Annotated in this window: 20 protein-coding genes; 5 read left to right on the top strand and 15 right to left on the bottom strand. The window is 54.0% G+C overall.

The window, feature by feature from the left end:
* The 9 genes from EGD98_RS17615 to EGD98_RS17575 form a co-directional block, all read right to left on the bottom strand.
* The gene (locus tag EGD98_RS17615) at positions 1–495 is read right to left on the bottom strand and encodes a Pycsar system effector family protein (RefSeq protein ID WP_220589713.1); all 495 of its coding nucleotides are present in this window, start codon (positions 493–495) and stop codon (positions 1–3) included.
* Positions 488–1,147: an adenylate/guanylate cyclase domain-containing protein gene (locus EGD98_RS17610; protein ID WP_220589712.1), complete on the bottom strand. Its 660-nt coding sequence runs from the start codon at positions 1,145–1,147 to the stop codon at positions 488–490. Before EGD98_RS17610 ends, EGD98_RS17615 begins: the two co-directional genes overlap by 8 nt.
* Positions 1,148–1,915: 768 nt before the next feature.
* Entirely contained in the window at positions 1,916–2,932 is a 1,017-nt protein-coding gene (locus tag EGD98_RS17605) for a DNA polymerase sliding clamp (RefSeq protein WP_220589711.1), read from the bottom strand.
* 152 nt (positions 2,933–3,084) lie between these two features.
* A complete protein-coding gene (locus EGD98_RS17600; RefSeq protein WP_236039599.1) occupies positions 3,085–4,131 on the bottom strand; it encodes a transcription initiation factor IIB in 1,047 nt (348 codons plus the stop codon).
* Between the two features lie 89 nt (positions 4,132–4,220).
* On the bottom strand, positions 4,221–4,916 hold the full coding sequence (locus EGD98_RS17595; RefSeq protein ID WP_220589709.1) for a hypothetical protein: 696 nt from the start codon (positions 4,914–4,916) through the stop codon (positions 4,221–4,223).
* Entirely contained in the window at positions 4,913–5,584 is a 672-nt protein-coding gene (locus tag EGD98_RS17590) for a helix-turn-helix domain-containing protein (RefSeq protein WP_220589708.1), read from the bottom strand. Before EGD98_RS17590 ends, EGD98_RS17595 begins: the two co-directional genes overlap by 4 nt.
* Positions 5,585–6,400: 816 nt before the next feature.
* Positions 6,401–8,122 (bottom strand): hypothetical protein, encoded by a 1,722-nt coding sequence (locus EGD98_RS17585; protein ID WP_220589707.1) that lies wholly within the window; start codon positions 8,120–8,122, stop codon positions 6,401–6,403.
* A 189-nt stretch (positions 8,123–8,311) separates the two neighbouring features.
* Positions 8,312–9,511: a hypothetical protein gene (locus EGD98_RS17580; protein ID WP_220589706.1), complete on the bottom strand. Its 1,200-nt coding sequence runs from the start codon at positions 9,509–9,511 to the stop codon at positions 8,312–8,314.
* 329 nt (positions 9,512–9,840) lie between these two features.
* Positions 9,841–11,247, bottom strand: a complete 1,407-nt coding sequence (locus EGD98_RS17575) for an ATP-binding protein (RefSeq protein WP_220589705.1) — start codon at positions 11,245–11,247, stop codon at positions 9,841–9,843.
* A gap of 585 nt (positions 11,248–11,832) precedes the next feature.
* On the opposite strand from EGD98_RS17575, the gene EGD98_RS17570 reads away from it, so the two are divergent.
* The 3 genes from EGD98_RS17570 (at position 11,833) to EGD98_RS17560 (ending at position 15,633) form a co-directional block, all read left to right on the top strand.
* A complete protein-coding gene (locus EGD98_RS17570; RefSeq protein ID WP_220589704.1) occupies positions 11,833–13,611 on the top strand; it encodes a hypothetical protein in 1,779 nt (592 codons plus the stop codon).
* 392 nt (positions 13,612–14,003) lie between these two features.
* Entirely contained in the window at positions 14,004–14,921 is a 918-nt protein-coding gene (locus tag EGD98_RS17565; protein WP_220589703.1) for a hypothetical protein, read from the top strand.
* Between the two features lie 130 nt (positions 14,922–15,051).
* Positions 15,052–15,633 (top strand): DUF8048 family protein, encoded by a 582-nt coding sequence (locus EGD98_RS17560; protein ID WP_220589702.1) that lies wholly within the window; start codon positions 15,052–15,054, stop codon positions 15,631–15,633.
* A gap of 3 nt (positions 15,634–15,636) precedes the next feature.
* On the opposite strand, the gene EGD98_RS17555 is transcribed toward EGD98_RS17560, so the two are convergent.
* Positions 15,637–16,398, bottom strand: a complete 762-nt coding sequence (locus tag EGD98_RS17555) for a hypothetical protein (RefSeq protein WP_220589701.1) — start codon at positions 16,396–16,398, stop codon at positions 15,637–15,639.
* 108 nt (positions 16,399–16,506) lie between these two features.
* Here EGD98_RS17555 and EGD98_RS17550 point away from each other — a divergent pair, with 108 nt between their 5' ends.
* Positions 16,507–17,232, top strand: coding sequence for a 3'-5' exonuclease (locus EGD98_RS17550; protein WP_220589700.1), 726 nt, complete (start codon positions 16,507–16,509; stop codon positions 17,230–17,232).
* Between the two features lie 12 nt (positions 17,233–17,244).
* Here the strand turns inward: EGD98_RS17550 and EGD98_RS21330 are convergent, their stop codons facing one another.
* The 4 genes from EGD98_RS21330 to EGD98_RS17535 all read right to left on the bottom strand — a co-directional run bounded on the left by EGD98_RS21330 (position 17,245) and on the right by EGD98_RS17535 (position 19,280).
* Positions 17,245–17,580 carry a DUF7558 family protein gene (locus tag EGD98_RS21330; RefSeq protein ID WP_236039598.1) on the bottom strand — a complete coding sequence of 112 codons (336 nt, stop codon included), beginning with the start codon at positions 17,578–17,580 and terminating at the stop codon, positions 17,245–17,247.
* A complete protein-coding gene (locus EGD98_RS17545; RefSeq protein ID WP_220589699.1) occupies positions 17,580–17,870 on the bottom strand; it encodes a DUF8069 family protein in 291 nt (96 codons plus the stop codon). Before EGD98_RS17545 ends, EGD98_RS21330 begins: the two co-directional genes overlap by 1 nt.
* 72 nt (positions 17,871–17,942) lie before the next feature.
* Positions 17,943–18,488: a hypothetical protein gene (locus EGD98_RS17540; protein WP_220589698.1), complete on the bottom strand. Its 546-nt coding sequence runs from the start codon at positions 18,486–18,488 to the stop codon at positions 17,943–17,945.
* A gap of 360 nt (positions 18,489–18,848) precedes the next feature.
* Positions 18,849–19,280 (bottom strand): DUF7534 family protein, encoded by a 432-nt coding sequence (locus EGD98_RS17535; protein ID WP_328763256.1) that lies wholly within the window; start codon positions 19,278–19,280, stop codon positions 18,849–18,851.
* 462 nt (positions 19,281–19,742) lie between these two features.
* Between EGD98_RS17535 and EGD98_RS17530 the strand changes: the two genes are divergently transcribed.
* Positions 19,743–20,216, top strand: a complete 474-nt coding sequence (locus tag EGD98_RS17530) for a DUF555 domain-containing protein (RefSeq protein WP_220589697.1) — start codon at positions 19,743–19,745, stop codon at positions 20,214–20,216.
* A gap of 332 nt (positions 20,217–20,548) precedes the next feature.
* Here EGD98_RS17530 and EGD98_RS20850 read toward each other — a convergent pair whose 3' ends face one another.
* Positions 20,549–22,144 (bottom strand): hypothetical protein, encoded by a 1,596-nt coding sequence (locus EGD98_RS20850; RefSeq protein WP_236039597.1) that lies wholly within the window; start codon positions 22,142–22,144, stop codon positions 20,549–20,551.
* Between the last annotated feature and the right edge of the window lie 182 nt (positions 22,145–22,326).

The following is a 22,326-nucleotide window of genomic DNA, read 5'->3' as shown; positions in this document are numbered from 1 at the left end:
TTATACGACGACGAATAGATACGAAGCCAGCGCCGAGGCAACCATCGCGATTGTTATATGTACACTCCACCGAAAGTGCCGGTACTTCTGGTCAGCCACCTCCGCTAGTGCATAATTTTCATCCACCATCTCAGTGAGAATAGAGTCTGGATCTAAGTCCTTCAGCTCCTCTCGATACTCTTCTTCATCATGGTCGAGGATTGAAGTCCAGAGCATATATCCTTGCGGTGTTTCAGGGGTGCGAGGATATACGACACTCAAAGATAATCCTCCAGCGATGATCGTTAAAACGGCGGTAGCCGCAATCAGTAATAATTCAAGCCACGTCGGTTCACTAAATACTGGTTTTACCAGATTAGCATACAGTCCTAAAAAGGCAAGATGACCAGTTAGTAAAATTGACGCCTTCCGGTCAGCGGCCTTGATATAGTGATTCAGATGGTCCTGAATACGTGAAGCGAACTCTTGGGACCCAATAGTCTCCTTGTCAGTCATTTTCATCACTCCGTGATTGTTCAAAGCCACCGATAAACGAGTAGTAGCGTGAGGTATGGCGTCCTTCCTCTGATGAACCCCAGCGGAAGCCACGCAGCACCCCCTCTTTTTCTAGATGCTGTCCCCATCCGTCCTCGCTATCAGCAAAAGTTCGTATACCTTCGTCAACTAGGTATTCGTCTGCCCCTGCACGCTCCTGAAGTTCGAAGGCGACGTTGGCGGCCGTCGAAACTGCTGTTAAACGGTTCTGTCCCCAGACCCCAATCCGGGAAAGATAGACATCCTGTGCGTATGCAGCACCGACGCTGATAGAAATGGGTGGGACATTGTATTCTTGAAGTTCAGGGTTGACAATTTCGTCTACAACGTATCTGAGGCAGGCGAAGTACTCTAAGAGATCTTCAACAGCTGACCTTTCTGTTTTCTCAACACCAAAGTATGCCAAGACACCGTCGCCGGTATTTTTCTCAAAATGGCCATCGAAGTCATTGACCAAATCCATAACCTGCGGGATAAATACATTCAACATGAGCATTGTTTTGCGGGGGCCATTATCGGTCAGGTATTTTCCTGATTGTACGATATCTACAAAAACAACACCCATACCAAACTCTTTTGTCTCGGATATGGTCATCTGCTCTAAATCTGGCATCGTCCGACCGCGGGGAATATGAGATACCTGATCGGCAGCTTTTGATGCTCTCTCTGTGACCTTCTCTCTGTATTCAGAAATTTTCTCAGCGCTTAAGTCCATATAATCGCCAATTTAGAGGATACAATACCGAGATAAACATGAATCTTCGGTGAAGTTCCTATGAGAAAGAAGGACATCTCAAGCCCTGTCGACTTTCTTGACTGTGGCGTGGATGGTGCGGGGACATATGTGCTAGCGTTGGGCGAGAGTTCCCGATAGTACCTTAACCAACACTCGGCTATTTTCACTCGCCAATGTTGGTTAACTACGCAGTGTGGCTGGCTTCGTGTCTTTGCGTGTTGCATCGGCAATCCTGGGTGAGGTATGGTCGTGCCGCTGAATACTGACTGATTAGGGGGTTGTCGCCGGAGGCTCTATCATTCAGTACAATGGTACAGACGCTCTCCAATTCTGGAAAACAGCGAAAATTTGATCAACAAAGACTCAGAGTGTACTTTTTGTTGGTAAATCCGCAAGAGACCTGGATCCTCGATTTCCGCGTGAACCATCGAACATTCGGCTACCCATCGCATCCGTTGCAACAGTCATGTGAAAGCAGGCGTTCTGGTAGACCACAGCAACCACAGATCGGACACTCGGTTAACGATGCCGGCGGCAGAGAATCGCATTCTCGAATTGCCGCCTGGAGATGCACGATTACATCTGGAGATTCCGCCCGCGTCAATGCCTGTACGAGATGCATTCGGAGCCGCTCTCTGGCCGTCATCAGGTCTCGATACGTGGGGCCACCATCGCTGCGACACTACACTCGCCGTCTGCAATTTCGTAGTCTACCAGCATCGGGAATTGGTCTCCGAATGTGAGAGTGACATCGTCAGTCTTGGGGAGCTTTTTGGAGATGTTCTTGATATAGTCAAGACTGAATAGTGCTCGTCCGTCAACGGCGTCTAGACTCTCGTATTCGTCAGCAGTGAGTCTGAGCGAGACGTCATCGGTATCGCCTTCAGCCTCGATGAACACTGTCTCGTCAGCTTCTACGCAGCGGAATCCGATGTGATCGGAGACCATGTCAGCAGCCTTCACCGCTCGCGATATCTGGCTCCCCCCGACGGTAAGGCTGATTGGGAGTTCCATCTCCGGAATTTCGGGCTCCTGCCGTATACTATCGGGGTCGATACACGCCATCGTGAACTCGACACCGTCGATGACGATGAGAAGCTTGTACGTGGAAGTGTCGAACGAAACCTGGACGAGATCATCTTTCTTTGCGAGTTTGAGAACGGACTCGAATCGCTCCAGATTGACTCCCAGCAAGCCGTCACTGGACTCGTAGGATTCGAATGCAGCAGCCGACAGCTCTAGATCGTACATCGCGACGTTCGCTGGGTCAACCGCTCTGCTAGTAATGCCGTCCGGTCCAACAGTCAGTTTCGCCTCGTCGACGATGACTCGCAGGGTTGAGACGAAATTCTTGAGTTCGCCACCCAAGATCGCAGCCTGGAAGCGCTCTGGAGGGCCCGTGAGTACGCTTTCCTCCTCAGTCTCGTCTTCGGCATCAGCTTCGTCGGAAGCCTCTGCTATCGACTCCTCACTGGTGTCTTGCTCGTCGGTCAGGTCGGCTGCTGGCTCACTGTCGATATTAGCCTCACCATCGACCTCTTCGTTTGTTGTTGCGTCAGTAGCGTCTTCCTCAACCGTACCTTCCGGGTCGGCTTCGATTTCCAGATTGTCGATATCGTCTTCAGGTTGTGCGTCTGCTGTGGATTCAGTGTTCGTGCTCATAATCGATTAGTTGCTCTGCGATAGATTCGCAGTGGCGGGAAAGTCCAAGGAATGCAGTGGCTCTTTTATAGCACACTTGCAGGCCTATCTCCCCTCACCGCACCGGGGGTGACAAATCAGCATTGGAGATGTTCTTTTTCAATCGTCCTACGCTACCGCTTGGCTGGATTACCGCCGGTGTGTAACGTAGGCATCGTATCGGCGTTGTCGCACAATTTCCCCTCCTTTTCGAGCTCCTGAAGCTTCCGCCAAATCGTTCGAATGGTGAGTGCGGAAGTGAAGCCAGCTTCAGCAATGGCCTTTTGAGATACACGTTTTTCACCGGTCTCAGCCTGCTGAACGTGATATAATGCGGCGGCTGCAACCCCAGACGGCGGTCGTCCATTCGAAAGTCTGCCGACCGCAGGACAAAGAAGCAGCTCTCGGGCACGTTGTTCAACGTGATTGGCCGCCCCGATTACCGACGCAATACGTGGGAGGAAATCTTGCGGAAGAGATGGTGGGATTGCCAATTCCAATTCCCGATTCAGCTGCCCATAGGCGTTATCGATCGCATCACTGTCGACACGGGCGACGTCGGCGACCTCACTTCTATGCCGGGGTAGCTGTTCCAGTCGGCAGGCAGCGAACACACTACCACTGGCAATCGCCTCAATGGAGCGACCCTTGAGCAAGTTCGCATCCCACGCTTTCCGATAGATATCCACGGCTTCGTCGAATATCGAGTCAGAGAGGTCTAGAACGCTAATTAACCGAGCAATCTCGCTAAGACCATCCCTCAGCGATTTATCCCGTTTTGAGGGAACTTTCGACTGAGCATCCCAGCGACGGAGGCGCGAAAACAGCCGTTGAGTATTCGAATCGAGCGGGTTTCCGGCGCCGTCTCGGTAGTAGCCGATATCGGTCGAGAGGCCTCGGTCGTGAAGCCGATGGGTGGTTGGAGAGCCAGTCCGTTCGGACTCACGTCCACTCTCGGTGTAGTTCCACCTCCGGCGACGATCGAGGTCGTCACGGTGGACAACGAGGCCACATCTCTCGCAGTAAGTTTCGTTTTGTTGAACGACCAAGTCGTCGCTCTCACACTCAGGACAGCAGCGCTCCGATGCTAGCCGGGACGTTGGCGTTTCTTCCGTAGAGAGGTTTGAGCGTTCTTGTTTCTGATGTCGACGACCAGTTGCGGGTGAAGATTCTGTGGACATTGATTACGGGACAACAGTTCGTCGGCCCCTATCCAACGGGGGGCGCACAAATCAGCGTGAAGCGCTATCTGGCTAAATGAGAGTGGTAGTCACTGATCAGTATCGAGACGTCGAAGCTGATCGCGAAGGAAGGCAGCTACTGCATCAATATCCTGTGTTGGTACTGATGCTTGCTCGAAGACCCCTTTAAATGCATCTTCGAAATCTGGAGAGGTGAGGCGCTCAAGAACGATTTCGATGCGTGCTGCGAGTTTTTCTGGCTCTCCACGGTGAAGATGTCGACCGATTCGTTCAAAATCAGCATCGGCAGCGAGAACAACCAGATCGCGTGTGTCTGCTTTTCGACCACTGTGAAGTTTCAGAGAAAACAGTAACTCTTGTTCCGGAATCCGAGCTGTAATCGGACGAGCAGTGCGCAGTTCTTTCTCTATAGAATGCTCTGCCAGGTGTCGATAAGACCACTCAGCCTCTGTTTGTCGACAGCCCAAAGCATCAACCATCGCATCGAACTGGACTGGATTCCCAACATCTTTTGTGAACCGGACAGTCCGCCCCTCATACAGGTCGTTTCGCTTCACATCGGCGGTGACCTCGTAGTTACGTTCAGTCAGAAGATCGGTATACGCCTCTAGTGCTTGAGCCGGTATGACAACGTCGACATCGGTCGTGAAACGCTGATTAAAGGCTGCAATTGCCCATCCTCCGACTAGAACATATGGGAGTTCAGCCCCAATTACAGCCTCAAGTGTGTCTAACAGCTCCGCTTCACGTTCACCCAGACTCATGATTTCAACCGTGGATCCTCGTGACTAGCGTCGAGATCCCGATCGTATTCTGTAGCGATCATCTCCAAAGCCGGTTCGTAGTTCACACGGTTCTCCATCATATGAGAAATCGTCTCGTCGAGTGAAATAACAGGGTTGCCCTCAACCCACTCAGGTTCGAGCTCGTCAGCGGAGGGGAAGAGGACATACGAGACCGGCGAATCAAGCACACTTTCATCTAATCGCTCTTCAACAGAGTTGAGGATGCCGAACTCATCAAAGAAGGCGGTCCAGCGCTCGACATCCTGGTCACGAACTTTGAGAAAGATCGGATAATCGTCGTGACCCCGAGCTATCTGATATCCCCCATGAGTCCAGACATAGACACTGTCAATTTTCGTGTAGGCGAACGACATTTCGGCAAAGTGGGGGATAACGTATCCATCGTCTATTGAGGGAGAAACCGACTGTGAGATTGCCGCCATGAGATCGAAATAGCGATCTCTAATAGCGTAGTTCTCGACATAGACACCGCCGTCCCGACGAATGAAGTCCGCGTCGTCTAATCGTTCAATCCAGTCATAGACCCAGGAGTATGAGGCGTCAATCTTCTGGGCGATCCGTCGGATAGAATCCCCCGGACGAATCGCCAACATGATTTTAGCCGCCGTCTCGTCGTTATACTCCATCATCACTAGTTATCGTTATCACAGCTAACAGTATTAGTGTTGCCCCGTGAAAATCACTAAGAGTTATCGGTATAACGATAGCGTTTTCTCAACCATTGACCGGTCTCAGAGACTCAGAGAGATCAGGATAGTACTCATCGTGAAATGCGCCGACTACAGATTGCTGCCACTCAATATATCCAGGTTCACAGGGGGTTCTCGTTCCCAGCCCTCGGAGCCGTGCGTAGTCAACGAGATCAATGCATTCGACCAAAGAAACAGGCCCGCCTGCCCCCGGTGAAACACCAGAAGCACTGTCGAGCGGTGTCTCACGCCAGGCATCGAAGCAACCATCGGTAGATGCGCTGACGACGCACCCATCAGTCGCTCCTGCAAAAAGTTCCGTCGTCACTCGGGCCAAATTGCGATAGTGTCCAAATGGGATGAGGAGAGAATTGCTGTGGTGATTGACAGCGGGCTGGCCTCGGGTGTGAGTTGAATCACCGTAGACACGCCACTGTTCGCTGTCATTCATCCAGTTTCCTTTTTTGAGATAATCAAGGACAGCTTCGAGATGGTCGTTCGAACGGTACGTAATGTAGCCGGCAATAGAAGCGTAAAAGCTCATGATAGTGCTTGGAAGTGCTGATGAGTGCGTTCACGACACGTGAAACTGAAAGCGGGAAGAACAATCCCAAAGTGAGAGACTCACCGGCTCTTCTCTTCCTTCACCGGGAGAAAATAAACGGGCAGTATTGAACGGTTTGAGGAGGATCTCGTTAACTTAGAGTGCAAATCGTATTTATATGATTCTGGAATTTTGTTTACGATTCTGAATCAGTTGTCCTCACGCCATCGATTAGCACACTCACAGCAGGTCAACATCCGCGTCGGTGGTTCGTCGATAGAACGCAGCTGGACGAGGCGATAGTGTGCCCGGTCGTGAGTACACTCCGGGCACGTCGCAGTTGTCGACGGGAGGCTAATATCCGGCTCCGAGGTAGCCGTCGTTTCGACGTCTTCCTGACGCTCTGCGACACCCACGAGTTCGCTGGCTCCGGTCAACGATGGCGCGGATTCACTCGGTGACTGCAATGCAGTTCCGAACAACGCATCATCACGAATGAGCGCCCAGAATCGGCGTTTCCCTGGAGGAATCGGAGTCGTGTGTATGGCCTGCCCGCCATCGGGAACGACCAACTGTTCGTCACCCGCCTCAGCAATATCAGTGACCTCTAATCCGGCCGGTGCAGGGTCAGAATCCGGTGCTGACGTATTCGCGACCACTTCTTGGATAGCAGCGTTGACTGCTTGACTGGAAGCATCATCGTCGACATTGACGGTGACGACGTTATCCTGAGTCCGCCACCACTCGGGGAGTGGAATTGCACCACCTTCTTCGTAGATTTCCGTGGCCTTCAGCCACTCGCCGGCGTCGACGCCGTTGCCTTTCGACTCATCAAGCCGGTCGGGTGGCGTATGGACCGGACGAGAAACCTTCTCAACACTAGGCGCACCCATAGCCGGGATCGTCTTCGCTGAATGCACTTGGTGGGGTTGTTCGATTCCACGCGTGATGTTGCGCTCTTTGACCACTTCCCAGTCGACTTCCGCGATGTCGCCCCGCGGCGCCGGACCATCCCCCCGGTCAATGACGGTAATGAGCGTCTCAGAATCCGCCGCAAGCGTCGCTTGGTCGTTGTACTTTCCGACCTTTCCGGCGACGATTCGGACGAGGTCGCCTTCGTGGAGAATGACATCTTGCCCTGAACGAGTCCAGATAGTGAACTTGATTGTCCCCGTGTCGTCTTTGATGATGCCGACCTGCTGTTGGGACGACGATTTTGGCTGCCAGAGTGTCGTGACCTCGCCCTGGATGTCGGCCTCAACGTTGTACTTCGATGGGATTACAGGGACCGTCGCGATGGGCTGAATAACGCCTGCCTCCTGGAAGCACTCATCCTGAAGGTTCGACATCGCTGTGTAGAGTGACTGTCCACCGAGAACCTTGCCCGCAAGGCGGTGTTCGAGCGCCTCGAGTGTTGGGCCAGTGAGCAACCGATCAGACAGTTTCGCGGCCGTCTCGCGAACACTAGCTGCCGTCTCGTCGTCGAGTCGGGCAAACGGATCGTAGCGAGTGAATCCGGCGCCGAGTATGCGGTCCAGGTAGTCCCCCCGACGATCATGCTGCTCATCAAGGAGCTCATCCCGTCGACGAGCCTCGCGGTCGATACCGATCACAGCTGCAGCCAAGGCTTTCTCACGCTGGCGTTTGCGCTCGGATCGAAGCCCATGCAGACGCTCCTGTGCTTCCAGTGGGAGGCCAGTGAGATTCTCGTCAGCCAGATCTATCGGGTCGATATCCGTGGCAACGCTCGTTCGGAGGCTAGCGTTCACCCAGTGGGCGTCAAGTTCTACCTGACCGGTACCTTCGATTGGCTCCCCGAATTCATCGTATTCGGGTTCGGAACGAACGGCGAGCAACAGTTCGCCGGCGTTCTCCAAGCGAGTCCCCAAGCAGTCACTCTGCAGATGGGGGCTCACGTAGAGGCCGCGCATATCTAATTCGTCGAAGCGGCTACCTTGCTCGATTTCTGCGTTCGTCAGTCGGTTCTGTCCACGCTGTCTGTAGTTGGCTCTCATAGCTTGGAACACCACGTGAGGACGAAGGCCACGATGTCACTATCGCCTCCTCTCGAACTCCCTCAGCCCCCTTTGGGGGCAAATACTGGCGGGAGTATTAGATCTCTAAAACGTGGTGGATATCTTAATCCCGGAAGTAAAGTCCTCAACGACATCACTGTCCAGATAGTCGTTTGGCTCGAGACCATTTTGACGGAGGACTTCAACGGCCTCGGGAAGTGATAGTTCCAAGGAGTCAGTTGCTGATGACGGCTCCAACTCTATTTTCTCAAGTTCAATCTCAGAACAGTCATCACTTCCAGCCGTCGCTTCGAGCAACTCAGACTCCACTGCCTCAAGGGGCTGATGAAACGAATAGTCCGCAAAATAGAAGCACAATAGTTCATAGCTGCCGTCTATCTCGTGGCGAACGACACGAATCGAATCTGGCTCAGACTTACCGAGTCGGTGAAGTGCGACGGTCTTCGTCCGATAAAGTGCGCGCTTTTGGAGCGCCTTCACTCGCGCTTTCGCCCCGTCGCCACACTGATAAGCCATATCTGCCTCCTCGTCGAGACGCTTTGCATGCCGGTTGATCGTGAACACTGCTTGAATTACCCTCTTTGACTGTGCCAGTGGGTCAATCTCCTCGTAATCAATCTCCGGATGGAGTGATGGCGGCGAGAGATCCACCTCGCGGGGCTGAATGTCCGGGTTTGTTGGCTGTTCGGGAATTGCTTCGAGAATCTCGACTCGGGCTATTCGGCCGACATCCACACGGTCGAAGCCTTGCACATCGGTAACTCCCTCGGCACGCACCGCTCGAACGGAGAGCTTTGGGCGGTCAAAGGGGACAGGAGGGCGTTCGGGATCCTCCTCTGGGGCGCTTGCTTTCCATTCGAGCAACAGTGGTGAGTCTGCAGGAATGCCATCGAGGTGTGAGAAATCATATGGCTCAGTCGCATTGTAGAGCCCATCCTCCCGACTCGCCCAGACCTCAAGCTTGCGCTGTGGTGGAAAGAACGGATCAGCAAGATCAGCATCTTCGTGGCGCCAGTGGCGATCAAGGCCGGTCCGAGACCACTCGGATTCTGGAAGATGGAGCCCATCCATACTAAACAGGGTGAGTCCACCGTCTTCTATCGAAGCCTGCTCTATGACGGCGTCAAAGTACTCAAGTGGGACAGTCGTTGTGGTGGGCGTGGTACCTCGACACGGCTCCAGCGGAATCGTCGCCGTGCTATCTTCGAGATAGATCCGTACAGGGGAATCGACATTCGTCACGAGTTGGTGCGCAATCTCGTCTGGTCGCTGATTGTCAGTCATGGTAAGTTCCGGTTCTGGCTCGGGAGGAATTCACAGCTGCTGAACCAGTTCATCCGTCGGTCAACCGCAGGGAGCAGCACCCAGCTCAAGCCAATGGAGCAATTGACACCAACCACATTCTGGGTCGGTTTACGAAGGAGTCTCGTATAGCATTACTGGGCTCCTCGCCACCTGCTTTGGAGGCTACAAACCTGTTAGCGTGGAAGCGATCACCGCAAGCAGAGGTCGGTAAACGAAACTCTCACCACCTGACGATGAATACCCAGATCTGCCAAATCTACTCTGTATCCGGCTAAGCCGTCGTTCAAAACGACATCGGTGGCAAGAGATTAAGGAGCACTCTCTGACCCATCCAGTGCTGTCACAACATCTCCAACGGTGAAGAGCCGGAGGTCGTCACGTTCTGCAGCAGCTTCTTCGACTGACGATTTGAAGCCACTGCGTGAGAAAAGTGCATATCGCTCAGTTCGATCTCCACCAGAATCAGGCGTCCATCTAAGTTCTGCTGTGTGACTCTCGAGTTTCGAGAGTGCGTCGTATCCCAGCGGTGACTGTTGGAACTTACATTCACCAACGATTAGCGTCTCAGCAGTGGTGAGACCAACAACATCGATTTCGTGGTCATCGTACCACCACTGCCCGGTTTGCGTAATAGTATGGTCTGGGTAGAGGGTACGCAGCGCCGAACAAGAGAGGTCTTCAAATGATCGACTTACGAAATCTGGTAACTCAGGTTCTATCAGTGTTTCATATGCATCGATACCGAGTTCGTCATATTGCTCTCCAGTACCGTAGACGAAGTGGAACCAAAAACGGAAGAACGGGTCCCGGATACGATACTGACTCCGCTTACTCCGCTCTTTTTGCTCTGTGATCGGAACGTGCTGGTCGACCAAACGGAGCCGAGACAACCGTTTGAGATACTTTGAGAGCTGGTTGTAAGCGATGCCAGTCGTCCCCGCAATTTCGTTCCGACTTGTGCTCCCACCTGCAATGGCCTCAAGAATCGAGAAGTATCGCGTCGGTTCCCTGAGTTCCATACGGAGGACGTAGTCTGGTTCGTCATGGAGCGTCCCGTGCCGGGAAAGGATGGTTTCCTGAATGTTCTCTCCGAGTGAGGCCCCAGGAGAGACCTCTTCTAAATAGTATGGAACGCCACCGAAGACACCCCACGTAAGGACCTGTTCAGCCGGGGTATAGGCGTCATCGAAAAACTCCATCGCAGCCGCGAACGGGAGCTGTCTGATATCCAGCTTGAGCGACGAGCGGCCATACAGTGGACTATTGCCCAGCAGCGCAGCTTCTTCCATCATACTGATTGACGACCCGACAAGCACGAACGTCGCAGCAGACTCATCGAGTTCGTGATCGAACATCGCTTGTAATACGGACGGAAGACTCTCGTCCTGCTCAACGAGATACGGAAATTCGTCGAGAACGATAATCGCATCCTCTTCAGCGAGATATCCAAGAACGTCCTCCCAGTCCTCTCTAATTCGTTTCACGCCCGGATATGTGTCAGAAGCCGCATCGATGAACTGCTGGAGCTGAAGGTCCGTGGTTTTCTGTTTCGCTTGATACACCACGGCATCATCATAGGCTTCGAGAGACTGCTTAACCAACGCTGTTTTTCCAAGTCGACGTCGTCCGAATATCACGGCGAGTTCAGCTTCCTCGGACTCATATAGGGAATGAAGCCGAGAGAGCTCCTCTGTCCGATTTACGAAATCCACCATAGTCCACATAACCCCTCACAGATGATAATACTTTGGAGAATCGTACTCTAGAGTATGATACTTTGGAGTATCATTCTTGACTCGGGAATATCTCGACTGTAGAATAGTGCATCTACCCCCCTGCTTGCCTCTGAAGCCGTGATACACCGTCCGGATCAAAACCACCTACACCGCTATGGTTATATCCACACTCAGCGTACGGAGAATTGGACCTTGAACGGTCCCACATGATCTAGGAAGGCGAACCTCGCCTTTCCTTTCGATACTTCTGAGCCGCTGCTGAGATGCGAGATTGGCGTGTAGCCACAGTCACTATTGCCCCGCCCAGAAGCCGAAGCCAGACTCCACAGCCAATGTGTGGATTTTGTGTGGCTATCCTTCAAGATCGCCAGACAGCTCTCTAATCATCAGCTACAGTTATACTCAGTTCAAGCGTTGTAGAAATCGGAAAGCATCGGCTTGCTTTCTTAGATCATGTGCAGCGACAGCAATAGCGATCGCTCCAACGAGGACGATCACAAGAAGAGCGGTAGTACCGACACCCACCATGGCGACGTTCCCCAGTCCCCGTATGTCCGACGCTACATGGGCCTCGATGCGGTCGAGGCTCGCAGTGACGACATTCCGGCAGACTGGGACGTGGCTGGGCAAGATAGCGCAACGCTCTCCGAGAGCGACTGCTACGGATGGTTCGATGGGCAACCCATGGTTCCCTCTCGTAGCGACGAACGGAGGGCAGAGATCAACGTGATTGGCAGCGCACCCGATGCACTGTCCGAACCTGACTCTGTTCCGCCGAGCAGCGCGCTCATCCTGAAAGGCGCAGACAAACTCACCGACCCGACTGGCGATCAGTTAGTTGGTGTATCCTCTGGCCTCGATGAATCTTACCCCAGTGGTTCCGCTGATACCACGACGCCAACGGACCAGAAGCTCGTCCCGTGGAATCAACTCGATTTCCGGACGCTTCGACTCCGTTCGCGTGACTACATCCCGAACGCAGAGCAGACGCCTGCGTCTGCTTTAGGGATAGAACCGAGCGACCTCGAAGTATCACTCCCTGATGGTTCGACGCTCCCACTCGGAGCAATCGTTCCAAACCCGGAGCAGTACTCGCGGTCCTCGATTCCAGGTATCGAACGCCGACTTGCACTCGATTACGAGCTCAAGAAGGTGACCAACGGAATCGACCAACACGGTCAGACGTCTGGCGTTGCTGCTGTACTCGATGCACACACTGATGCCTTAGCGATCTATCGCGAGGAGCAGAACAGCATCGTCCCACAGCGACGTAGCGAGCAATTCGAACAATCGATTCAGGAACAGTCAGACCCGCTTCGAGAACTCGAAGCAAGCTATCCTGAGAGTGTGCCTGAAGTCCTAGCTGAAGCCAAGCGCTTCTACACGGACTTCCCGCATGCCCACGAAATTCGAACGAAGACGCCTGTCCAGATGGCATCTGTCTTAGCACGCTGCGTGTTAGATGGACGGGATCTTTCATCTGCAGTCCTGAGCCAGTCAGAACTGGAGAAACACGATCCTCGGAACGTACTGAAGATCGGCAACATCCAGTACACCAATACCTACTCTACGAGAGGGTATGTCTCCACTCAGGGACGAGTGAAGCGAGTGTATTATCCGGATAATCCGAAAATCAAGTTCGGGTTTATTCTGGAGGATGATTCCGGCTTCGCGTACGTTGCAGTCTGGAAACCCAGCGAACGAGTTCTCACCCGTTCGACCTCGGACCCAGACGATGCCGATGGCGAGGTGATTGTGTCTGAGAGCATCTTTGTGGAACCGAACGAAGGCGATTTGGTTCGTCTCACGGACTTCCGCAAAGGCGAATTCAACGACCAGCCCTCGCTAAATTCTCGATGGGATAGCGACATTCGCATCCTCGAGAAGGCCGCGCGAACGTCGACGAGGCGACCGCCAACGCAACACCGCCCTACGCCTCCGACCCACAAGCGCAGCAACGCTGCCAGTGAAGACGAGTCTACGGGCGAATCTGCGAACGCAATGGCGAGATATGTTGGCGATACCTCGACTGAATGGCCCGATTCGGACTGGCTGAATTGGATTATGTCTGCCGAGATCGCTACCGTCACCCGTCAATCGACGATAGCACAGCCCACCGCCGAGGAGACTGTCTCCAACGGAGCGGATGAGCAGACTGATACCCACCTATCTTCGGATAGTGCATGGGATTCCTCAGCCTGCTGGGTGTGCCAACAGCGATCCGGCTCGATGTCCTACGACAGCGATGTCCGGGCGTTCTATCACCCAATCTGCCTCGGCCGTGCTGGTGTCGACAGCTGCTCTGAGTACGAAGAACTCCGGTCCCAGGAGGTTCACCACTGAACACCACTGGAACCGTCGTTTGGATCTCACGGTACGTCTCTCTCACCAACGAGAGTGCTGCAACTGTCCAACAGAACTGTAACGACCACTAACACCCCCCCGAGTTCAGCGACAAACTCAGATCTCTATTCTTCCCTTCGATGCATTCCAAGCGGAGCAGACTATGAAAAATGCAGTCATATAAAAGATATGAACAGAAATGAACCTCTAGCCCGAGAGTCATCCAGTCCATGGTATGCTTCGCGAATAAGGCAGAGTGACAAAACTTATTGGAAGATATACCTTTTTAATATAGATTATAGATAAGAATGATTGAATTCCAGAAAGATGAGTGTTTACGTAATCAGGTCTACTTCACAAAGCATATCTAAAAATAAGTATTTTTGTTCTTCATGGAATCAATTGGGGATTCATACGAGAAACGAGCTGTTTCACTTGGCGGATACGGGAGCGCGGTTCCATTCCATGGAATCTCTAGTCTTGATCCAGCAAAGCCCGGGATGTCAAGATATATTCCAATTCCGATAGACCAAACTCCCTCCCCTGATGATATTTTAGACAAACTTGACCAAGTTTCTGAAAATCTGAATGGTGATCTCGGGCAAGGTAAGATGTATTACAGCTTCCAATGTCAGGACTTCGGTCTAAGCGCTAGTGGAATTAAGCAACTGGAAGAAGACCTTCAGAACCCCTTCGAGTTGCGTGAGCAACTTGGTGCAACGCTAGAGGAGAGATTCGGAAAAGAGCTTGACTCTCATCGGCCCTGCTTTATTATTCTGACAGCTGTCGAATACGGTTTGTTCTATATGCTACTTCGAGGGGGGAAGAACTACACATCAGATGACAAATCTGAATGGGAACCGGCTTACCATACCAAGTCCGGAGTCATAGTCGATGACCCGGTTACCTCCTGGCCGAATTTAGAAGAGATAATTGATACAAATGGTCGCCCGATTGTCCAAGAAGCAACCGAGTTGACCACCGCAAGAGCGGAGGTACAGGAGCAACCCGTTCGAGAGGCCTATCCGCTCGACCAATCCGCCGATAAAGGAGATGCAGATATTATCGGTGGAAAGAACCCCTTCACAAAGAACACCGTCGACAGCGACGATGAGGAGATTGGCGAAGCATTTGACAAAACATCCCATCTAACGTTCCGAGTCAACGGTGGCACTCTCGGCTTCGAGAATGAAGTGGAGTACCGTGTTAAAAGTGCAACCGCCTACAAGCCTGAAGAAATTACGCTCTGGGGCCACCCCCTCGTGTTCACTAATCCAATGTGTACTGCGGTGGAGCAAGAGCAAACATAGATGTCTCTAGTTGCCATTGAACTTGCCCCTGCCTGAGACACCTCCTTCTGAAACCCCACCCATGGGGGCAATATCAAACTACAGGTTGTTTTTTAGGTAAATTTAAGCGATGTCAAACAATGGGTTGTTTATGGCTCAAGAACGACGTGTTCATCGAGGACAAATTCAGCAGGTTGCTGCCGAAACTACCGTGTCAAAGTCGCGCCTTACGGAACTCTTGGAACAGATCGCCGACGTGACCATTATCGATGATTACCTCGAGAAGGCATGGCGCAATTCCTCATCGACGGTCGAGCTAGCATTTCATAATCCACGGAGTGACTTCGTCTTCATTATACCTGATTCTGAGTGGGACACTGTTTTCGAATCGATAGATATTGAGGAGGACGAGGCGACTGCAGCGAAACAGTGGCATTCCACCCGCGCACGTAAACTCCTCGAGACCAGCGGCTCCTCTCATGAATTTGGGGAAAATCACTCATATCTCGTTGTACCGATTCAAGATATCGAGGTCTGGCAGCGATCGAGAATAGTCCTGTCCTGGTGGTTCCAAGAGCTGGCAGAGGATGGCCTCACCCCACCTGAGGTCCTCGACTACTGGATGACGGGGGAGATGGGGAACGCCCCGAAAGAATGGGCATCCCAACGTGATGTCCATCCTGAGGCGGTGCGAAAGAATGTGCGACAGGCCAAAGAGAAACTCAACAAGTAACGCCTACTCTGACGCCTGCTCGAATTCATCAGAGTACTCATTTCGCCGCGTTGCAGAGTCGGTTTTAAATCCTCGGGGTTTGATGGTTGGCTGCTCTGAGTCATATTGGGATGCGACCTCGTAGGTGTCGTCTTCAGACTCGTTCTGATACGTCTCTCGAAGATCAGCTCGATATCGGTCGTCCGAATAATAGAGGCAGAGGACTGCATCCGGTTTTCTGTTCGGAATCGTTGGGACCTTTGCAGAGTCGAACGGTCGAGACTGAAATTGCTCGACGATGATGTCCTCGAGGACGCCCGTTTCATCTGGTGTGAAGAACAAATATTTGCCATGGTCAGTCGTTCCAGCCATCGATTGTGGCCGGTCATCGGTCCGTTCTTGGATGCTGTCGGTCGTATGGTACCAGACCCACTGACGGGAGGTTGAACGACTGATTCCATCTGGAAGTTCAGATGCTGGCTGGAGTGTATCCGGCCGTACCGAGTCCCTAGCTTCGATGACGCCCTCAACGTACTCAAGAGCCTGCTGTCGGTAGCCCTCCGTTGGCTCTTCTGGGACCGCGGCGAACTCTTCTTCGTGGTCGTAGTCCGGCAACTTGGTGACTGTCGGATGCGGGTCTTTCGGAGGCTTCACCAGTTCGAACCACCGCGACGTACTGTCTTCCCGGAGCAACTTGACGAGGTCACGCAATTCCAGATCGGAAACCCGGCCCATAGGGGCTATTCCAGTGGGAGCTGTTGGCCAAGAGACGTCTGCCTGATTCATACTTATCTTATGACGCCTACCCCGGCAAAAGTATTCACGACCGGGACACTGACAGCTGAACCCATACACTTCACTTCGATTTAAATATCCAGACTTGAATAACCCGCTATGTCATTTAGTAGTACTAGGCGACTCGCCCTCGATATAGAGACCATCAGCCCGCACCTCACGCCTGATGACGATCCTGACTGGGAGGATCCGGAGGATTTCCAGCTTGCGGCAATCGGATTCGCGTATGACGGTCCCGAAGCAGGCGGTCGCTTACCCCGAACACAGATTCTCACTCGGCGCGCTCCAGGACTTGAGTCCGAGCTGGATCTCCTACGACGGATCAATGCTGAACTGTGGGCCTATCAACCGGACGAGATCGTAACGTATGCGGGCGATTTCTTCGACTTACCGATGCTGAAAAAGCGACCAGTATATGCTGCTGACGGCCCTGCCGGTGATGGGCTCGCTGGTGATTTGAAGACTATCATCGAGAGTGCCAAATCCGTTGATTTGGGCGACTTCGCAGCGGAGGCATACGGATATGGAACTGGACTGGACGATCTCATCCAACATCAGGAGGTCGGGCTCCGACGGACGTTCTTCGACGACTATGCTCATAGATTAGAGCTCCAGAGGATTCGCCCGGCTGGTGCAGACACCGACTACGTCGATAGCGGCGATATCCCCGGAATCATGGAAACGTGGCTCCACGCTCGTTCGGAAAGTCACGATGATATTGGTTCGTGTAATCTAGAGCATACGGAGCGGATGATCTCGGACTATGTCTTGGGCGATATAGAACACCTCATCACACTTTCGGACAGGATACCCTTCAGCGAGTAAGAGTGGTTAGGTTCACTCCGCCGGCGCCGCGATAAGGTGCCCCTCAATGTCGCGCGTCCAGTAGATAGCGAGCCCGCCAGGACTACAGGGCTCGCACAGTTGCAGCGGCCCCTCGAGGTGTCCAAATTCCACGCGGAATCGCGTCAGCGCTGCGAGCGTGTCGACGACCAGCCCACACCCATCGCAGGCATGATGGTCGCGATCGTCGGGATGCGGCTCCACCTGGATGGCACAGTCGACACAGATTGGGTGGGTGACCCGCTCGTCCTGTCCCCAAGTGTGGGCTTCACCAGTCTCGGTGGCGTCCGGAGCGTCGCAGAATGCACACCCTGTGAGCGATTGCTGCATCACTCGTCTTCCTCACCGGTGCCGTGACCGGCCGTCCAGCCACGGTGGAAGACGGCCAGCTGCATCGATGAGTCGAATGCGGTACCGCTCGGTTCGTGAACCAGAACTCGGTCCTCGGGAATCGGAGTGACGACGTCCGCGTCGACGAGGTCGTTGACCAGGTTCTGAGCCGTCGCGTCGTCGACATCCGCTGTGTCGACCCCGGCGGCGTCGCGTTCTTGTGCGAGCTGTTCTTTCTCGAACTGTTCGTAGTCGGAACTCGTGTCGTCGTGAGGATCGGGACCAGGCATGGTAAGTCACGTCGCGCATTTGTCGCGCGCTGCACGCCCCCCGGCGCCGACAAACAGCTAGGGCGGACAGCGTCAGTCCGTTCGCGGATCCCGATAGCCGATGACAGCGACGTCGTCAATGAACAGGACGCCCTTCATGAAGTCGAGCTTGGTCAGGCTGTGCCGGTAGAGGTTATGTCGCCCGAGATAGTTCACCGGCACCACCAGACAGCCGAACTCGATCTTCGGCCGGCCGTCTTTTTGGGTTCGGTACCCCTTCTGGAACTTGAGTAGGTCGTCGCTAACGTTCTTCCGCTCGCTCTTCTCGACCTCGATGGCGATTCGGGCGTCGGCGTCGTAGAGGTCGACGCTGTAATTGAACCCCAGATGCGACCAGAGCTTGCAGTTCGGGTTGTAGCCGCCGGCAGCGTCTCCTTCGTACTCGTACTGCGAGAGGCCGTCAGCGATCGCGGCATCGAACTCACCGACCTCTGTGTGCTTCGTCGAGCCATCGAAGACACTCGCCGGAACAGCGTCGACGGCCGATCGAACCGACATCAGTGCTTCGTCTGGAAACGCCTCGGACGAGGTTTGGGTACGGCGCTCACTCAGTTTGGTGACCTCCTCAACGACGACCATACTCGCTCTGGATAACCAGCGGTCAGATAAAACCCGTCGCGTCGAACGTTCGGACCGATTGGCTGAAGGATAAACTCACGCGAGGGACCGGGTGGCGAGCTATGGCTGGGATAGTGTATTTTGTTTACAGAGTTAACCAACACTCTGCGGGGATTTGTCCGAAATGTTGGTTAAGACTAGTCGAATTAGAGTTTGGAGTTCATCGCCGGGCCGATGGTAGTGGTCGTCACAGTGGGTGACAAGTGGTCTCGACCAGTAGGTAATCGTCCCGGATCACTGCCGGGAGAGACTCTGGTAGTACAGGCCAACTGGCCCACGTTAACTACGCTGTCGCCAATGATCAAGGGATGTCGATAAGATTTAGGCAGCAGGGTCGCCGGCACTGCCGACTGAGTCTCGCGAGACCAGAAGGAACGAGAGGACAAACGACCCAACAAACAGCGCCGGGAATGTGAGGACCTGCGTGAACGGGTCAGGGGGTGTGAGGAACGCCCCGACCACGAAGGCCAGCAAGACGGCCACCGAGTAAGCGGTGACCAGCCGTTCGCGCCGGTCAGCTGGCTGCGTGCGGGCTTCCCAGTTGTTTCGGATATAGCGGACCCAAACGTAGTAGACCAGCCCGTAGCCCGAAGAGAGCATGATGAACGTCCACAGTGTTGACCCGTCTCGTGCCGACGCTTCCGCCTGAGCCCAGTATCCCAACGCCACCAAGTTTCCGACGAGGATGATCACTGTCAGAGTGAGGGCTGCACCCAGCAGTGGGTTCTCGATCAGGGAGGGACCGACTTGCACAGACTAACATCGGAGAGGCGAGGTTATAGGTATTCTGAGCGGTTGATTTGGTCTGAAACGATCTCATGTCCACCCCTGGAACTGCTTGTAGGCCGCTAACAATTGGTCGGAAGCAAACATGTCGAGAAAAGAGTAGGTACCGTTGCAACCGTTGTAACTCTGGAGTTATTATATCCACTCCCACCAAGGAGTGCATTGCGGAGAAAGCCTGAATCGAAGCCCTGCAATGCACCGCTTGCGGGTGAGATAGCCCTCCATAGCCAGCCCACCAAATTACCCCTCGTCGATAACAGGACAGGGGTCATGGCCCTCCAATGTGTCAGTCCTCCTGCCGGCGCTCGATAGATACCTCCCAATCATGATCCATAGCCAGGTTTTGAAGAGTAGCACAGTTTCAGCAGCCAACGCAGCACCCGATGCATACAGCTGTGTGAAGACGAATTCACCCGGTAAGAGCTCGACATGAGCACGGATGTAGCACAGTCAGAAGGTTGGTATCAAGTACGACTCACGCTGCCGTGGGTCGTGCCGGGGGCTCCAGGCGTCCAAGACGCGATCAATATCGCCGTTGCTGAAGTTGGCCGTCGAGCAGACGCCTCAGCGGTTCGTTCTGCCAATATTTCGGTCCAAGACGTGGCCTGCCCAAGCTGTAGCTGGGAGATGGAAGCAGTGCTTTGCACACACGGCTACGCCATGGTCGTACTGGACATTACAGTGGTGATAGAGGCCAGCTCAGTAGATGAGAGCACGACCCTGGTCAAACGCGAACTCGGCTCTCGGATGAAAGATATCCCATTAACAGTCGTCGACTCGATCCCCGTCGACGACATCGAGGACTCGTCGGTCTCGTTCGCGGAGCTCGGTCTTCCAGCAGGGAATCGTCAGGAGACTACAGAGCCTTCCACTTCCAGCAACATACACAAATCCGGTTCGTAACAGGACATTGTCTTGATATTGTATCAAAAACTTTGAAGATAGTGAATATCAAGCTCTGAGTTTTTCTTACTGCGTCTCCTACTAATGTTCGTGTCCTCATTACCCTCCTAATTAGGTGAGGGCACATGCACCCTCCTAGTTGGGCCTGATATTCGCTGTCAGAAGTTTCGGAAAAGAGTACACCAGCAGCACTGTTGACGACACGCCAGTCGAGAGTCTGTGAGTCGTATACTCGCTTAAATATGACCTACACAATGAGTCGAAGTCAGCGTCCGTACGTATACAATCCACTTGCATATCTCTACTAAGCAAACCAACCAAAACGAGGGCTCCTACTGAGCTGGTGTCTCCGGAACGTCCATCTCGGCTACCAGTTCGTCTACAGCGTCCTCAACCGCCGACTCGACGTCTTCCGTATTCCCCTCGTAGACAGCCAACACAGCGTCTGCTTCCTCAGTCTCACCGCTTTCAAGTGCGCCCAGTCGGTCCTGCGTAGCGTCCAGCGTCTCTGCTACCCACGAGTCCCGAACCGCTTCGTCCACCACCGAAATGTGTTCAGGCTGGAGCGAGACGTTGATTCCGTAATCCGTTTCGTAGCTGTGTATCTTCCCGATTACAGCCACATAGCAGGGTGTCTCGGTCGAAGAGAGGACCTGCATCGCCTCCGGCTGGTACTCACCAGCGTAGACACTGACCGATTCAGAAGCCGCCATGACCGTCCCGCGCCAGTACTCTGAGTCCGTCCCGACATCCCTCGTCTCCATGAGCGTTCCAACGACGAAGACCCGGTTGGCTGCTTCACCGGAGGGGAGCAGTGAGAAGTTCGGCGCTCGGTCCTCCTCACCGTCTTCGGGACGGGTGAATGAGTGCGTCGCCTGATTCAGGTCCTGTGCGAAGACACGCTTGGCCGGTTGGCGCTGCGTTCGTGCCGGATCGAGGGCACCGTCTTCCAGACCAGGCTGTTCACTGGAGTAGACCGTCTGGGCCACATCGTCGACGAGGAAGTAGTCGCCGATGACGGGACCACTGACTTCGAAGGTTCGGCCGATGAGCTGGTCTCGGAAGGCGTTGAGTACGACAGTGGGGTCCACTGTTTCCATCGCCATCTCGATAGCTTCCTCCAGGCTCATGCCAGTGACCGCTTCAGTCATTTCGTCGTTGAACAGCGCCCGGACTGCCGATTGACCATCGTCGAGAATCGCCTTGATACGAAGGTCGAACTCACCATCGACCTCACCGTGTTCAGCGCAGCGGCCGTTCGTCACCAGTCGACTGCAGTTCTCCTCCGGGCAGCGCTTGATGAGCCCAGAGCCATCCTCGATGGCGACGAGCGTCCCGGTGGCACTCACAGAGCCGTCGGCCGGGATGACTTCCTGTTCGGCCTCTACGACGCTACTGGCTTTGTTGAGCGAGATACTGAATTTGCCCTCGTACTCGTTGGTGATGACCGACGAGAAGTCGTAGGTCACACCTTCTTCGAGAGTCGGGAGCTCGTCGGTGTTCTTCGCCCACTTGACGAACTTCATCTGGGCACTCTCGTCTGCCACGAGGCCGACCTGAGCCATGGAGTCATGCGTTACATCCCAGAGGTCGATGACCTGTGCTCGAACGTCCACCCACTCTTCGTCGCCGAGGTCCGCTATCTCACTGAGCAGCGTTCGGTCGAAGTCTTCTGACCGACCGCCACTGGAACTGTAGCCCGCCAGAGCCGCGAGGTCCTCGGAGACGTCGTCGTCCGAAAGGTCGAACTCATCGATGATCTTGCGAACAACCGCCACCTGTGCGTCGTCGACAGGCACCTTGAACGCGGTCATCGACTCCATCTGCTCTTCGACCGATGCCGGCGACATGTCGACACCGATTGTCTCGAATTCGCCGCTGATGTTTGCCGCACGGGACGCTACGTCGGAGTTAGTGTTGACACTCATGGTCGTCTCTCTGAGGGGAGTCCTGGGGTAGACCGGAACGGGCTGCGAGACCTCGATAATCGTGACATCACAACTATCTCTCGGACCTGCTCCGCCCCACATCCCCTCAGCCCCCTTTGGGGGCTAATACGCGGGAAATGCGAAGCGGGCTTCCGAGAAGGTGTCTCACTGACCTCACGGCC

The sequence above is a fragment of the Haloarcula salinisoli genome (genome assembly GCF_019599405.1).
In the GTDB taxonomy this organism is placed as follows: Archaea; Halobacteriota; Halobacteria; order Halobacteriales; family Haloarculaceae; genus Haloarcula; species Haloarcula salinisoli.
This window is presented reverse-complemented; position numbering and strand designations above follow the sequence as displayed.